This is a genomic window from Streptomyces sp. NPDC001270, assembly GCF_042896695.1.
In the GTDB taxonomy this organism is placed as follows: domain Bacteria; phylum Actinomycetota; class Actinomycetes; order Streptomycetales; family Streptomycetaceae; genus Streptomyces.
This window is the reverse complement of sequence record NZ_JBIAXM010000036.1, coordinates 1-14,842: the sequence shown is the minus strand read 5'-3', so window position 1 is coordinate 14,842 and position 14,842 is coordinate 1. Positions and strand designations below refer to the sequence as shown.

General features: G+C 64.8%; 12 protein-coding genes and 3 pseudogenes. 5 read left to right on the top strand and 10 right to left on the bottom strand.

From position 1 onward, the window contains the following. Positions 1-27: 27 nt before the first annotated feature. The 4 genes from ACFY2B_RS38180 to ACFY2B_RS38165 all read left to right on the top strand — a co-directional run bounded on the left by ACFY2B_RS38180 (position 28) and on the right by ACFY2B_RS38165 (position 3,549). On the top strand, positions 28-828 hold the full coding sequence (locus ACFY2B_RS38180) for an alpha/beta fold hydrolase (protein ID WP_390767648.1): 801 nt from the start codon (positions 28-30) through the stop codon (positions 826-828). Positions 829-929: 101 nt separating this feature from the next. Next, complete coding sequence (locus ACFY2B_RS38175; protein ID WP_390767647.1) at positions 930-1,829, top strand: polysaccharide deacetylase; 900 nt, start codon at positions 930-932, stop codon at positions 1,827-1,829. After that, positions 1,826-2,992, top strand: coding sequence for a M20 family metallopeptidase (locus ACFY2B_RS38170; protein ID WP_390767646.1), 1,167 nt, complete (start codon positions 1,826-1,828; stop codon positions 2,990-2,992). Before ACFY2B_RS38175 ends, ACFY2B_RS38170 begins: the two co-directional genes overlap by 4 nt. Before the next feature lie 101 nt (positions 2,993-3,093). Continuing rightward, the gene (locus ACFY2B_RS38165; RefSeq protein ID WP_390767703.1) at positions 3,094-3,549 is read left to right on the top strand and encodes a transposase; all 456 of its coding nucleotides are present in this window, start codon (positions 3,094-3,096) and stop codon (positions 3,547-3,549) included. Here ACFY2B_RS38165 and ACFY2B_RS38160 read toward each other — a convergent pair. Next, positions 3,488-4,555 (bottom strand): annotated as a pseudogene (locus ACFY2B_RS38160) (IS110 family transposase); the annotation flags it as partial. The gene ACFY2B_RS38165 and the pseudogene ACFY2B_RS38160 sit on opposite strands and share 62 nt — an antisense overlap. Positions 4,556-4,792: 237 nt before the next feature. On the opposite strand from ACFY2B_RS38160, the pseudogene ACFY2B_RS38155 reads away from it, so the two are divergent. Further along, positions 4,793-5,238, top strand: a pseudogene (locus tag ACFY2B_RS38155) (IS5 family transposase); the annotation flags it as partial. A 36-nt stretch (positions 5,239-5,274) separates the two neighbouring features. On the opposite strand, the gene ACFY2B_RS38150 reads toward ACFY2B_RS38155, so the two are convergent. The 9 genes and pseudogenes from ACFY2B_RS38150 to ACFY2B_RS38110 form a co-directional block, all read right to left on the bottom strand. Beyond that, a complete protein-coding gene (locus tag ACFY2B_RS38150) occupies positions 5,275-5,925 on the bottom strand; it encodes a GntR family transcriptional regulator (RefSeq protein WP_390767645.1) in 651 nt (216 codons plus the stop codon). 179 nt (positions 5,926-6,104) lie between these two features. After that, positions 6,105-7,007: an NAD(P)-dependent oxidoreductase gene (locus ACFY2B_RS38145; RefSeq protein ID WP_390767644.1), complete on the bottom strand. Its 903-nt coding sequence runs from the start codon at positions 7,005-7,007 to the stop codon at positions 6,105-6,107. 300 nt (positions 7,008-7,307) lie between these two features. Then, positions 7,308-7,730, bottom strand: a complete 423-nt coding sequence (locus ACFY2B_RS38140; RefSeq protein ID WP_390767643.1) for a carboxymuconolactone decarboxylase family protein — start codon at positions 7,728-7,730, stop codon at positions 7,308-7,310. 180 nt (positions 7,731-7,910) lie between these two features. Further along, positions 7,911-8,162, bottom strand: a pseudogene (locus ACFY2B_RS38135) (IS5/IS1182 family transposase); the annotation flags it as partial. A 57-nt stretch (positions 8,163-8,219) separates the two neighbouring features. After that, the gene (locus ACFY2B_RS38130; protein WP_390767642.1) at positions 8,220-9,071 is read right to left on the bottom strand and encodes a transposase; all 852 of its coding nucleotides are present in this window, start codon (positions 9,069-9,071) and stop codon (positions 8,220-8,222) included. Between the two features lie 262 nt (positions 9,072-9,333). After that, positions 9,334-10,311, bottom strand: a complete 978-nt coding sequence (locus ACFY2B_RS38125; protein ID WP_390767641.1) for an LnmK family bifunctional acyltransferase/decarboxylase — start codon at positions 10,309-10,311, stop codon at positions 9,334-9,336. Further along, positions 10,308-12,179: an acyl-CoA dehydrogenase gene (locus ACFY2B_RS38120; RefSeq protein WP_390767640.1), complete on the bottom strand. Its 1,872-nt coding sequence runs from the start codon at positions 12,177-12,179 to the stop codon at positions 10,308-10,310. The genes ACFY2B_RS38125 and ACFY2B_RS38120 overlap by 4 nt, the downstream gene beginning before the upstream one ends. A gap of 58 nt (positions 12,180-12,237) precedes the next feature. Next, positions 12,238-13,455: a beta-ketoacyl-[acyl-carrier-protein] synthase family protein gene (locus ACFY2B_RS38115; RefSeq protein ID WP_390767639.1), complete on the bottom strand. Its 1,218-nt coding sequence runs from the start codon at positions 13,453-13,455 to the stop codon at positions 12,238-12,240. Further along, on the bottom strand, positions 13,452-13,694 hold the full coding sequence (locus ACFY2B_RS38110; protein WP_390767638.1) for an acyl carrier protein: 243 nt from the start codon (positions 13,692-13,694) through the stop codon (positions 13,452-13,454). Before ACFY2B_RS38110 ends, ACFY2B_RS38115 begins: the two co-directional genes overlap by 4 nt. Positions 13,695-14,842: the final 1,148 nt, after the last annotated feature.

The following is a 14,842-nucleotide window of genomic DNA, read 5'->3' as shown; positions in this document are numbered from 1 at the left end:
TACCTGGAAACACGAAAGGAAATGGGGATGACGATTGCGAACAGGACTTCTGTGAACCGTGAGGTTCAGCGTTCGAACGACACGACGATCCGGTACACGATCAGCGGTACGGCCGACGGGCCGACCTTGGTTCTCGTCCACGGCTGGGGCTGCAACCGTACCGACTTCGACGCGATAACCGGCTTCCTCCCCGAGCACTATCGCGTCCTCGCGGTCGACCTCGCCGAACACGGCCAGTCCCGGTCCACGCGAGACGTCTGGACCATCGAGGAGTTCGCCCGCGACATCGCGGCTGTGCTGGAAGCCGAGTCGGTGGACACCTGCGTCGTGGCCGGGCACTCCCTCGGCGGAGCGGTGGCCGTCGAAGTCGGCCGGATACTCCCCGACGTGGTCTCGCACGTGGTCGCCCTCGATGCGCTGCACTACCTGGGCCTGTTCCCGGCGCAGAGCGAGGAACAGGCCGAGGCGATGAAGCACATGTTCCGCGAGGACTTCGCCGGAGGGGTGCGGGGCCTGGTCGAGGGAGGTTCACCCGCCGGGACCGACGAAGCCCTCAAGGACACCTACTTCGAAAAGATGGTCGCTGTACGGCAGCCCGCCGGCCTGCATGCCATCGAAGGTCTGGTGCACTGGGACATGGACGCCGCACTGAGCGAGGTCAAGCAGCCGATCACGCTGTTCGCGGTGCGTGCGATCCTCACGCAGGAAGCCATCGACCGTTACGGCGACCGCATCCGCATCGTGCCCGTCGACCTGGGAAGCCACCACTTCCCTGTCGAGTCGCCCGAAGGCACGGCCAAGCTGCTGGCCGGCGTGATGTCCGACTAGGACGACGAATCAGGCTCCGGTCGCCGCAGCCGACGGCCAAATCTCTCGAACCCGCCTGGGTACTCATTCCGGCTGGGCACCCGCACCACACTGGAGTACGTATGACCGAGCAACAGCCATGGCAGTGGGACGAGTCGGCCTGGCGCGGGCACGTCGAGCGTGTGCGTGCTGGACGGCCGCTGCGACCGGAGTCCTGGCCCGGTGGCGCGAAAGTCGCTGTGGCATTGTCGTTCGATCCCGACCACGAGACGATCCCGCTGCGCGACGGCGAGGTACTGCCGGGCAAGCTGTCGCAGGGTGAGTACGGCGCTCGCGTCGGCGTGCCACGGATCCTGAAACTCCTCGAACGCTTCGACGCACCGTCGACGTTCTTCATGCCCGCTGTGTCCGCACTGCTGCACGAGGGCGAAGCGAAGTCCTATGTGGACGCAGGACACGAGGTCGCTCTCCACGGCTGGATCCACGAACGTAATACCGACCTGCCTCCCAGGGCCGAACGCGACCTGACCTTCCGGGCCGCCGACACCCTCGAACGCCTCACCGGAACACGCCCGGTCGGCATCCGTACCCCGTCGTGGGACTTCTCTTCCCAGTCTCTGCGGATCATCCGCGAGCTGGGGCTGAGATACGACTCGTCGCTGATGGCTGACGACGACTGCTACGAAATCGTCGCTGATGGCGAACCAACGGGCATCGTCGAACTGCCCCCCGAATGGATCCGCGACGACATGCCCTACTTCAACATGGATCGCTTCACCACTCTTCGGCCCTACACACCACCACGTGGGGTGCTGACGATCTGGCGCGACGAGTTCGATGTCGCCTACGCCGAGGGCGGCATCCTCCAGCTCACGATGCACCCCCACGTCATCGGGCACCGCTCCCGCATCACGATTCTCACCGAGCTTCTCGAGCACATCGCCTCGCACGAGGGAGTCTGGTTCGCCACGCACGCCCAGATCGCCGACCATGTACTCAGTGGACAGGACCTGCCGCGATGACCGACATCAACGAACGCATCGAGCGCGAGTTCGAGAGGAACCTGAACTCCGCCCTTGAGCTCTCCCACCGGATCAGTGCCAACCCCGAACTGGCCTTCGAGGAGTACGAAACGTCGGCGTCGATCATCGCGACACTCACGGACAGCGGGCAGTTCACGGTGGAGCGAGGGGTGGCCGACCTTCCGACGGCGTTCGTGGCGTCGGCAGGATCTGGTGATCTGGCGTTCGGTCTCTGCGCGGAAATGGATGCACTCCCCGGCATCGGCCATGGCTGCGGCCACAACGCCATCGCTGCGGCCGCAGTCGGCGCCGCCCTCGCACTGGCCCCCTACGCCGACGAACTCGGGCTCACCGTGCGCGTCTTCGGCACTCCCGCCGAGGAGAAGGGGACCGGCAAGGAAATCATGGTCAACCGCGGCGTCTTCGACGACACCCACGCCGCCATCATGGTCCACCCCCAGCTGAAAGACGTCGTCATTCCGCACTTGCGCGCCTCACGATCCTGGAGCGTCACCTACACAGGCATTGGCGGACACGCCTCGCGCCCCTGGAGTTCGCTGAATGCCGCCGACGCGACCGTTGTCGCTCAAACCGCCATCGGTCTCCTGCGACAGCAGCTGCGTGACGGCATCAGGGTGCATCACGTGGTCAAGGAAGCCGGGGGGGCCGTCAACGTCATCCCCGATCGGGCAGTCGTCGACTGCATGATCCGCTGTGACACCCTCGCCGAGGTCGATGAGGTGTGGGAACGGGTCCAACGCTGCTTCGACGCCGGCGCCATCGCCACCGGCACCAGCATCGAGTACACCTCACTGCCCTCCATCTACCGCGAATTCCGGCACGACCCGGACCTGGCCCCGCTGTTCGAGCAGCATGCGGAGGCCATCGGCCGGACCTTCCCCGACTATCCGGACAAGATGTTCGGCTCGACCGACATGGGCAATGTCTCGCTGCGCATTCCGGCGCTTCACCCCATGCTCTCCTTCGGCGGCCTCCCGCCCGAAGCGGGCAACCACACCGCCGCCTTCGCCGAGGCCGCCGCAGGCCCTGAAGGCGACCGGTTCGTGCACGACGCGGGTCTGGCCATGGCGCTCACGATCGCCGACGTCGCCCAGTCCGAGACCGTCCGAGCGCGACTGATGGGCAAGACGTTCGAGAGCTGAGGAAGCACACGCGGAGTTGGCCTCCGGATGCGAAGAAACGATCGAGCGGCTGACACCGCAATTGTCAGGCCCGGGTTGCCGCGCCCTTGCACATTGCGCAGATGGCGGGGTGGGGCGGGCTCGGCTTAGACCGTGTCCTCCGTGGTGAGGCGGTCGTTGGCCCCACCACGGGGCGGAGTACGTGGAGTTGGATTGTTCCGGACGGGCTGTGGGAGATCGCGGACTCGTTGATCCCTCCGTCGAGGGCGCGTCCGCAGGGCGGCGGTACGCAGGACACACCTGATGAGACGCTGTTCGCGGCGATCAGCTACGTGCTGGTCAGTGGCTGTGCCTGGCTGGCGCTGCCGCCGATCCAAGCCGACCGCTCACCGTCGGTTCCTGATCTGGTCCAGAGCCGGTGTCTGGGGCCGCCTGGACCAGGCTGTGCTGCATCGCCTGGACCAGGCCGTGCTGCATCGCCTGGACGACGTCGGCCTCGTCGATGTCACCCGCGTCGTAGGCGCGGGAGTCGGGCTGGGACAGCGAGGCGGACGCCGCGAGGTAGAAGGCCCGTTTGAGCTGTTTGTTGCCTCGGCGGGAGGGGTGCTCGCCTCGGATGGAAGAGCCGGACCTTCGGGTGGCGGGTGCCAAGCCGGCGTAGGCGGCAAGGTGGCCCGCGGTGGCGAAACTGCTGCCGTCACCGATGTCGATGAGGACGCGGGCTGCGGTCCTGACCCCGTTGCCGGGCATGGAGGTCAGGACCCCGGCAAGAGGGTGGGCCTCCAGGAGCTCCTCGATCCGAGTGGCAGGAACTCTGCGCTGGTCAAGCACTGCGCTAAGCGAAGCGGCAAGGCTCGGGACGATCAGTGCGGCGGCGTCCGTGCCTGGAACGACGACAGTCTGCTCATCGAGTGCGTCAAAGATGTCCGCGACGAGTCGTTCGGCCATGCGCGGCGCTTTGGGGCGCAGCGTGGATATCAGCCGTCGTTTGCCGGCCTTCCTCAACTGGGCTGGTGAGCCGGGACGTTCAGGAAGGAACAGGACCGCTGGGTGGTCCAGGCGAGGGCCCAGGACCCGTTCGAGCGAGGGATGGATCCGGGTCAGCAGCCCGCGCAGCCGGTTCTTGATGCGGGATACCTCACTGGCCAGGTCGTCGTCGAAGCCTGCGAGCATGTTCAGCTCGGCGACGGTTTTGTCGTCCGACGCCAGGTCGCGGAGGGTGTGTGGCATGGTGCGGGCGGCGTCAGCAATGATCGCCGCGTCGCGGGCGTCAGTCTTCGACTCACCGGGATAAAGGTCGGCGATCCGCCGCATCGTCAGCCCCGGCAGATAGGCGACACGGCAACCCACATCGCGGGCCACGGCCAGCGGGAGAGCACCGATCGAAGCCGGCTGATCCACCACGACCAGCACGGTGCCGTGCCTGGTCTGCAGTTTCTCGAACAGCTCACGCAGCTTCGGTTCACTGTTGGGCAGTGGCTTGTCGAGCACTTTCTTGCCTGCCGGAGTCAGCGTGGTGCCGCGATGTTCGCCCTTGCCGACATCCAGACCGAAATAGACGTCGATCTTGCCTTCGCGGTTCATGCTACTCCCCAGTAGCCGTTTCCCCGGTCTCGCCTGCGGCATCAGCGTGCCGGCATCCACGTTACGAAGGCATGCCCCTACCCAGGGCGGACGCGAGCGGTGATGCCCCTGATCAGCGGTCTTGCCAATGCCTCCCGGCCCGGTGACACCACTTTTTCGACCATGATCGGCAAGGGGCACAAGCCATGCCGGACCCGGAGACCGGGAACCCCATTGCGGGGCCGCGAAAACGGTCACGGGGGCGAACACACAGGTCCGAGCCCCGTGGACCGGGGCAAGCCGGGCGCCAAGATGCACATCTTGTCGGACGCGAACGGACTGCCCCTCCTCGTCGGTGTCTCGACCGTCAACGTCCACGACAGTGAGGGACTGAAGCCCATGGCCGAGGGCCACCAAACGCAGCACGACCCCTCCCGCGGCCGGTACTGCAAGCCCCAGCGGCTCCACGCGGACAAGGCTTACGACGTCCCTCATCTGCGGAGATGGCTATGGGGGGAAGCACATCGGGGTGCACATCGCCCGCAAAGGAGTCGAATCCAGCGAACGACTCGGCCGCCGCAGGTGGGTGATCGAGCGCACCATGTTCCTGGCTGTCTGGATACCGGTGCCTGAGCCCTCGCTACGAGAGGAACCCTCGCAACTACCTGGCCTTTCTTGGCTTGGCCGCCGCCCCGTGCTGCTAGAGACGCCTCGTCCGCCTCACCACGTAGGACACGGTCTTAGCTGGCGTTGGGTTCCTGGCTCTCGCGCTGCCGCGCGGCAAGTTCGCGGAGTGCGGTCGCCGCGGCATTGCGGACGTGAACCTCGCACGCCTCACGAGCGGCGGCGGCATGACCGCGCACGGCCGCGGCCTCGTGGATGGCAGCCAGTTCCCGGACGGTTTCCGGCCCGCGCCCCTCGGCCTGCATGGACAGCCCGCGCAACATCTGCACGCGGGCATGGATGCCACGCAGGGTTGAATCGATGATCGGATTCCCTGCCCCGGCGATGAGGATGTCGTAGAACTCGTCCTTCATCGTCACTCGCTCGGTCAGGTCAGCCCCGGAGTAGGAGTGTGAGAACCGCCGAACCACCTCGCCCAGCTGTTCCCGCTGCTCGGCGGTGGCCCGCTCGGCGAACAGGGCCCCGGCCAAGCCCTCCAGCGCGCCTCGCACTTCGTAGAGGGCCTTGGCGTCGAAGGCCGTCAGCTCGGTGACGACCGGACCACGGTTGGGCACCGTGGTCACAAGCCCTTCGGACTCCAACTGCCGCAAGACCTCACGGATAACCGTCCGGGAGACCTCGTATCGCGCGCACATCCGGGCCTCGACCAGCCGCTCCCCAGGTTTGAACTCCGCTGCCAGGATGTCCTGACGGAGCAGTTCGAGCACCTGGGACCGCAGTGGCGCAGCCACACGCCGTACTCGTTGCCCCGTCACGGTTGCCTCCTTTTATTCGCGGAAGACCATATTACAGTAATAAATTGCTTCCGTGGGAGAGGGTCACGGCAGCGCCGCCATTATCGGGGAGGCCGGCGGAGGCCGATGTCACCTCGATAACGGCGGCGCGGTCACTGGGTCAGGTCGACACCGGTCATCTCTGCCATGTAGCGGGCGATCTCGGACTGATCCGGGTTCTCCTCATCGAGGCCGGCGAGCGCCGCCTGGCAGAACCGGACACAGGCCTGCGAGACCTCCGGCGACAGGCCCACTGACGACGACAAGTCTAGGGCGGTGGTGATGTCCTTGACGGTCAGCGGGAGCGAGAACCCGACCCGGAACCGTCCGTCCAGCACCTCCGGCCCGATCTTGACCTCGGTCGACTGGTTGCGACCGGTGGACCGGTTGATGACGTCGAGCATGGTCCGAGGATCCAGGCCGAACTTGGTTCCCACAGTGAGCACCTCAAGCGCCCCGACCAGGCCGATGGCTGACAACAGGTTGTTGAGCGCCTTCAGCGCGTGCGCGGACCCGGCGGAGCCGACGTGCGTCACCGACGTGCCCATCGTGCGCAGTAGCGGAAGGGCACGCTCGTAGTCTTCTACCGGCCCACCGACCATGATTGTCAGCTCGGCTGTCGCCGCCTTGCGCGGACCACCGGAGACCGGTGCGTCGACCATTCCTACTTCGCGTTCCCGGAGTTGCTTGGCCACCTCCTGGGTGGCCCGGGGCGCCGACGAGCCCATGTCGACGACGAGTGCTCCCGGATGCAAGCGGCTGGCGAAGCTTTCGGGGTCTCCCAGGTCGCCGAGCACACGTTGGACGACCGTGCTGTTGGGCAGCATGAGGATCACGACGTCGGCGCCGGCCCCGTCGAAAGGACTCGCCAAGGGTGTCACACCGTCGCTCCGGGCGGCCGCGTCGATCGCATCGGGGTTGGCATCGTAGACCGCCACCGGCACAGATCGCGCGAGGTTGCGGACCATGGGTTGGCCCATCGTGCCCAAGCCGATGAAGGTAACCGTGTTCGTCATGACTGTCGTACTTTCTCTGTCGGGCTGATCTGGCCCTTCTGGGGCCCCTGGATCTGCTCGTATGGCTGCATGAGCGAGCCTTGGGCGGCCTGGAATACGTGGCCGCCCCGGGCCCTCTGCTGACTCGGCCGTCAATAGGGGCATGCGCGCGATCGCTGTTGTAAGGACAACGTCGGCGTGGTTGTTTTCGGTGCCGGGCAAGCGACGACATGGCGAAGGTGACCCTGCCCGGTTCGTGGGCGGAACGGATATGGGTAAAGCCCATCACCCCCACGCGGGGAGCCGCCGGTCGGTCGAACGTCAGGCGTCAGCGCCCGAACCCCCCTGGAAAGCTTCCACGGTCGGCTCCAGGCCGTCAGCACCGACGACCTCACGCCAGGCATCGAAGCCGGTCTGGAAGGCCACGATGCCGGCCTCGGGCAGGCTGATCTCGATCGCCTCAAGGATCTCCTGCGCAGTGACCCCCAGGTCGAGCGCGACCTGGATGTGACTCTGGATGTGTCCCTTCGAGGCGCGCATCACCGTGAGACTGACGATGAAGATGAGCTCCTTCGTCCTACGGTCCAGCGCCCGCTGGTCGAGGTATGCGGCACTGACGAGACCGTTGGCGGCCTGCAGTACGTTGAAATCCTGCTTGGCCATCACCTTGTGGTAGTCGAGGACGTAGCCCCGCTTGCGCGTCATGTCGTCGATGTAGTGCTGTGCATCCTGAACGGTAGTCATGTGTGCTCCTTCGGTCGGCAACCTCAACCGTAATACAGTAATACGTTACTTGCCAAGGGCTGGGCTCCCTACCCCGAGCGATGTCTGGTGACGACATGGCCTCTGAACTGCCTTCCTGAAGCGCTCGCGCAACCGACTTGTCGGGCCCGGGGCTGACAGGACTAGGTTCTGTCTCTTTGGTCGGCGTCGGGCCCACATGAGGATGGCGGCGAGGTGGAGTGCGGCCTGGTAAACGATGGCGAGTCTGTCGGTTCGCACGGGCAGGCCGCGCCACTGTTTGAAGCGGTTGATGCAGCGTTCGACGATGTTCCGCTGCTTGTAGACGTCATGATCGAAGGCCGGCGGACGGCCGCCTCGCCGGCCAGGCCGCAGACGGTGGCCAATCTGATCGGCAGGCTGCGGCCAAGTGGACCTTCGTCTCAGCCCGCCACGAGAGCGTCCGAGCGCGTGATCGGCCGGCTCGGAGTGTTTTGGTGGCCACGCCCGTGATCACGCTGACGCAGTCGGAGGCACATGTCTCGGTGACATGCGCGGCGAATCCCTTCCAGCGGATGATGTGCCGTGGCGGACGTAGCGCGCCGTGGTGTCGTAAGGGGAGACGACCGCCGACGAGGAGGGCGGTAGCCCACCGTCACTGTCGTCGGCGGTGCGCCAGCGCAGCCGGCCTGTTGCGGCGCGGTAGTAGGTCTGCACGACGATCTGCCGCAGGGCCTCGGCCTGCGGGCCGGGCCGGTAGCCCGGTTCGTGCCGGTGGAGGCGTTCCAGCAGGCGGCAGGCGTCGTCGCCGGCGGCGAGGGCCCTGGTCTTGGGCCGGGTGGGGTTCTTGCCCAGGTGGACCGGACGGCCGTATCGGCGCCCCCGGTCCTCGTCGACCAGGCCGACCAGCATGTGTCCGGCTGTGCGGGCGACTTCTTCCAGCGCGGCACGGACGGCCTCGGTGACCAGTTCCAGCCGGGTCAGGTCGCGTACCGCGGCCAGGACGTGGGTGGAGTCGGTGCGCTGCGTGGTGCGCTCGCGTACGAGTCCGGCCTCCTTCAGGCGGGCGAGTGCGAGGTCGAGGAGACGGTCGGCGCGGTCGTCCTGGGGGAGGCGCCCGCGGAAGTCGGCCAACACGCTGTGGTAGAAGCCGGGATCGTTCAGCTCCATAGCCAGCGCGTATGTGAAGTCGATGCGGCAGCGCACCGCCTCGGCGGCCTGCCGGTCGGACAGTCCGAGCAGGAACTGCAGAACCGAGATGGTGGCCAGTTGGGCGGGTGAGAGGCCGGGGCGCCCGTCACGCGGGTACCAGTCGGCGAAGTCCTCGTCGGGCCACAGCCCGTCCAGCCGGTCTCTCACCCACATCGCCGCCGTACCGTCCGGGATTGCTCGCCCGCGCGATCTGCGCAGTCAGAGAAGGGACTTGCTCACCGGAACGCGGGCGGAGCGACAACGGACACCTCGACAACTGCATCGGCCTTCGAAACAGCCCCGAGCATGCCCGCTGATCATGCTGCCGCACCGGGAGCCACCAAGATCCCCGACAGAGTCAAGCTGAAACCAGACAAGATCACTTCACGCGCAGACCCGGGCCGCGCAGGAAGCAAACTTGTGATCCGCGTGCGAGTCACGAGCTGTGACGGAAGGCTGCGACAGCGATGGTGCGATCGGTGGAGATGTCATCGATCACGAAGTTTGTTCTTTCCTCCGCCGGGTCGTCCGGGTGATGGACGGTCCGCATCCGCAAGCGGAGCGTCGTGTCCGGGTCGGCGTTGCCGAAGTAGCAGATCCGGGCGTCATGGATGACGCGATTGAGGAAGGAGCGGCCGGACCGGCCGAGCGAGAGCCATTGACCGAGCTGGGCCTGTTCGGCGATGGCGAAGAAAGAAGCAAAGTGGAGCAGTCCCGCGCCGTTGACATCGTGGGTGATGTCGACGGCACGTTCGACGACGTATTCAGGCCCGGAACTCGGCCAGGCGTCCCTGAGCGGGTCGGGAAAGGCGTTCCGGCTACGGGCCTGACTGCACAGGGAGCGTGGTGAGTGGGCCTCGGGAAGCTTGGGGAGGACGGCATGGTCGAATCCGACCGGCGGGGAGTGCACAAGGCCCACATTCGTGTCGGATCCGCCGCGAGAAACCCATAGGTTGAGGTTCTCTACGTATATACAGTCGTCTCGGTGCCGTGTGTAGGCTTCGCCCAGGTCGAACGGGTCGGTGCTGTCGTTGTCCTCAAAGTCGGCTGTCCGCCGCAGCCGGTGCAGAGTAAGGACACCTCGACGGCCTGCGTCAAAAACCTGGGACTGAACTTCCAAACGGTCACCAAAGGTGAGCTGTTTGGGGTGGAGGCCCGCGCCGGAGGTAATTCGGTAGTAATAGAAGGAGAGATAGGCGGGCCGTCCTTGCCCGTCGCGGGCATTGAAGACGTCCAGTCCGCAGGCGTTACTCACCGCTTCCCACGTCCAGTCGCCGATGCATGCGACAAGTGCTTTCGTGGGACCGCACATGCCCGGGCTCACGGTCACCAGCCGTCGCAAAGAGGTCGACCCCATACGGTGGACCCGGTTGAAGCTGAAGGGCGGGGCAGGAGCTTGAGGATATGTCGTCATGGTGTGCTCCACTCCTTTGCAGCGGATGCGGCCGCAGGAGAAGTGCGATCGTGGGGCTGGGCGCAGAACGCTGACAGGTCAGAGGAGAGGGCGGGGGCACCGAGGAAGTCATCCGTCAGTGCGAAGCCGCCGATCAGGAACTCCGCGTCAGCCAGGACCCGAGCGCACAGCGTTTCGATCAGGCGAGGAATACGGTTGGCCTGGGACGGGGTCAGTACGCCATGGGTTACGTACCACGTGGCATGCCGGCTGGTCAGTCCCAGGGCGTAGATCGACGCGAGCAGACGCAGCGCGCGCTTGGCTCGGAGAGAGTGGGTGCCGGCCACTGCCTCCGAAAAGGCTTGCACCGCGTGTACGGCCCCGCGGCTGTGAGCCAGGTCGATGGCGGTGTTGATGTGGTGGTTCCATGCGGCGAAGACAGAGCTTCCCCGGCGTATTTCCTGACGCATGGAGCGAGTGGTGTCCTGACCTACCACACCTTGCCGGTAGCACAGCAGTTCCAAATGGTACAGCGGGTCGGTGAGGCTGCGACTGTGCGGAGAGGGCTTGGGATGTACCTCCGGGTTCGCGAGCAGTTCGCTGCCGACCTTTGCGAGCAGAGGTAGATTGTCGCCCTCAGCCGTGACAACGCCCTGTGCCATGGAGATGTAGTCCGCAATGCGGTTGGCAGAGAACATGCCCTGGGCGCCCATGCGTTCACGGCACGTCGTGAGAACATCCGTCATGGTCCAACTGGTTACCGCCTTGGCGATCGCGATGAGCTGTTTCGTGTCATTGCTGCCGCTGGAGTGCAGGTACTCCCGTTTGACGTGATTGATCAGGAAGGTCATCGCGTAGACGTCAGCCAATGCGCGGAACAGTGCGGTCTGCTGACTGCGGTAAGCCAGAAGTGGTACGTCCTGCTGTGCGGGGGCGCTGGTGTGGCGACGCAGGCTGTACCGCACCGCTATGTACGTGCTCGCGCGTCCCGCGGAGACCAACGCACTGGAGAGACAGAGCCGGCCGGCGTGCACTCGTTCCAGAGAGGTGAAGAAGCGGCGACGACGACTGCGGATTTCGCTGACGAACTCGCCTCGCTGGGTGATGTGACCCATAGTTCCCCCCAGAAAGTTGCGCCGGGGCACGCGGACATGGTCGAACCAGGTGACTCCGTTGTCCAACGCGAAACCGGGCTTCTCCGGTAGAGGGGTGGCCCGTACTCCAGGAAGCAAACCGTTCTCATCGACGATCCGGACCACGAAGGGAAAGACTCCGCAGTCGGCGCCTTGGACGATCAGCCGAGCCATGACCACAGCCAGCTTCGGCACGTCCTGAATGCCGCTGAAGGGCATGAACTTCTGGGCTTGTGGGTTTGGCGTGTTGATAATGAACTCATCCGTGGCATGGTCGTACACGGCCTGGGTCTGCAAGGCGGCTGCGTTGTTGCCCCATCCGAGTTCCGTGACCATGAACATCCCCACCGTGCTCATGGTCGAGAGCTCTTTGATGTAGTCATTGAGATCATCGCGGTCTTGGCCGTGCTGAAGAATGGTGGCCAAGCACAGGTTGTAGTGTACGGTCAACAGTGGCAGCGCAGTGGTGTCCATCAGTGCGGGCCATTCACTGACCGCGAATAGCCTTCTTGGGTCTGCGATGATGCCCTCGGCCGCACCCGCGTGCTCATGAATCAAGCGTGTGCGCTCATAGGCGAGTCGGCCCTGCTCGGTCATCGTCAGGCCTTCGCGCCGGGAAAAAAGCCCGTCCGTCACGGCCTCGCGAATCGGGGCGTGGATTTCCTCGAAGTCGCCATCGAATACGAGATCGATGAGTTCGTTGTGCTCTGCCTTCTCAGGCAAGACCGGTTGTTGATGCTGAGGAGTTTTTTCCATGGCGGTAACACCTTCACGATTGGCAACTCGTGTGCATGCTATGCAGAGAGAATGACCGTCAGGCACCGAACAAGAGGCTGACATTGTGTCCGCCGAACCCTGAAGAATTACTCAGGGCGTGGTCCAGGGCTACTGCGCGCGGGCTCTCAGAAACGATGTCAAGCCGAACCTCGGAATCCAGTTGGTCGAGGTTTGCCGTCGGTGGGATCGTCTGGCGAGCGAGGCTCAGCGCGGTGTAGGCGGCTTCGACGGCACCGGCGGCGCCGAGGGTATGGCCCGTGACTCCTTTTGTCGATGTGACAGCGACTCGTTGTGAGCCGAGGAGGGCGATGGCACTTGCTTCGGTCGCATCGTTGAGCCGAGTGGAAGTTCCGTGGGCGTTCACATGCTGTACGTCCTGCGGCGGAACCCCGGCGTCCCGGCACGCGAGTCGCATCGCATCCTCGATTCCTTGGCCTGTGGGATGAGGAGAGGTGGCATGATGCGCGTCGCAGGTGGCACCGTAGCCAAGCAGTCGGGCCCAAACGTGGGCGCCTCGCGCATGTGCGTCAGTGACACGTTCGAGCACGAGGATTCCCGCACCCTCCCCGATCACGAAGCCGCTGCGGTTCGCATCGAAGGGACGGGATGCCTGTTCCGGCGGCAACGTTCCGCTGTAAAGGGCCCCCATACGTGCGAAGCCCGTGACAAAGGTGGGAGTCACCGCCGCTTCTGTACCGCCGGCAAGAACTACATCGCACGCACCGGAGAGCAGGAGGTCCCTGGCCACGCCGATGGCCGTGGCGCCCGAGGCGCACGCCGTCGCTGTCACCAGGTTGGGCCCTGTTGCCCCGTACTCGATGGCCATGCGCCCTGAAACCATATTGACCAGCGCCATGGGATGAAAGAGAGCAGAGACCCCCTTGCTGCCCTGACTCAAGAAACGTTCATGCTGGGTTTCAAGAGTGGATACGCCGCCTGCGGCAGATCCGACCACGATGCCAACGCGGCTGCCATCCCACCTTCCGGGATCCAGACCGGCATCGGCGACAGCCTCCTTGGCTGCGACCAGAGCCAGCTGAACGAATCGGTCCGTCCGCCAGACCTCGCGAGCCCCCACCACCTCTGCAGCGTCAAAAGTCGGCACCCTGCACGAGATATCAGCGGCTGCACCGACGAGTTCAGGGTCCTTCGCTGCGAGCCCTCTGCCTTCACAGATTCGTTCCCAGTTCTCCTCCACTCCGATGCCGGCCGGAGTGATCAGTCCGATGCCCGTTACGGCGATAGCGCGATTCACCGGTGGTTTTCTCCGTGTGCCTCAAGTACGGAGGCCACCTCAGCGAGTGTGGAGTTCTTGTTGACGCTGCCCTCCTCCAGAGATGTCCCGAACTCCGCGTCAAGGATGTCTATCAGCTCTACCAGCGCGAGTGAATCCATTTCCAGGTCCTCGAAAGTGGACTGAGGGCTGGTCTCCTCTCGTGCGATACCCAGCCTGGTGGTGAGCACAGTGACCAACTGCTCGTATGTGGCGGCCATATCCAACTCCATGCACTTGTAGAGGTTCTGGTTTCAATTGTCTGAAATTAACCGATGATGCATCGCTTCGGACTGTGAACATTCGGTGCATGCCCTTTTCGTGACGACCAAAAACCTGTCCGGACGTGTCGGCAGGTTGTGCACAGGTCCCCTCCCTGCGAGTCGGGCAGAGGGCGATGCGCCTCTTATCTGCCCAGCGACAAGCAGGGCAGATAAGGGAGGAAGGGACGATCCCATCAATTTGCGGCCAGCAGTAGAACTGTGACCTCAATGCAACTCGACGGGGCGGTCCCTCAAAGAGCTCCGGAGACGATTGCACATCGAGATTCGAGGGAAATCGTTGTAACTTTCGAGTGTCCGGCAACTCCGTTCGGTCGAGCATGAGTTGGCGAAAATCTATCCCCCCGGGCACTCGTATGCAAGTGTTTGGCGCGGGCAAGAAGGGATCCATGCACAACCCACCGACGGGCATGGGTGGCCCGTTTCGCGTTCGATGTCACGATGACGGGGAAATCGGGAAGCGAAGCTGTCGCGCCGGATGGCCCGCAGGGAAAAAATATTCACACCTGGTGCGTCGGGACTGTAAACCGTGACGCTCGGTGGTGGGTTTGTTGGTGTATGGGGTGGCGGTTGACCTGGTGTGTCGCGGGTTTGTTGAGAGGCCGGGTGAGTGGTTCGAGTGGGGAGGCCAGGCTGTGTGAGCTGGGGTTGTGCCGTTTGTGCTGAGTGGGGCCGGGGCTCGTTGTAGGTTTCGGTAGCGTGAAAAGGGCCCGGTGTGTTTGTGCTGGTCAGGGTTGTTCTGCCTGGTCGGTGTGGGGTTAGCCTCGATTCGTCAGTGGGTTTCGGCCGTTGATTGGTGCAGCTGTTCGCCCGTAATGTCCTCTGCCGTTGGAGGACGGGCCGTCGCGTGACGCCGCGGGGTGCGCCGGGTTCCACGGGCCCGGGGACTGCGCGTTCTCCTCCTTCCTGGTCCTCGTCAGGGCGTGAGCCGGCCGTCAGGTGGGGGCCGGAAGCTGAGCGAGTCTGTTCCAGCTGGTGGTGAACGCCGCCGCCCAGGGCCAGGTCCGCTCGATGCGCAGGATGCGACGGCGAGCGTGGCGCGCCAGGCGGGCCGGAAGATGATAGAGGCGTAGGCGCATCGTGTTCGG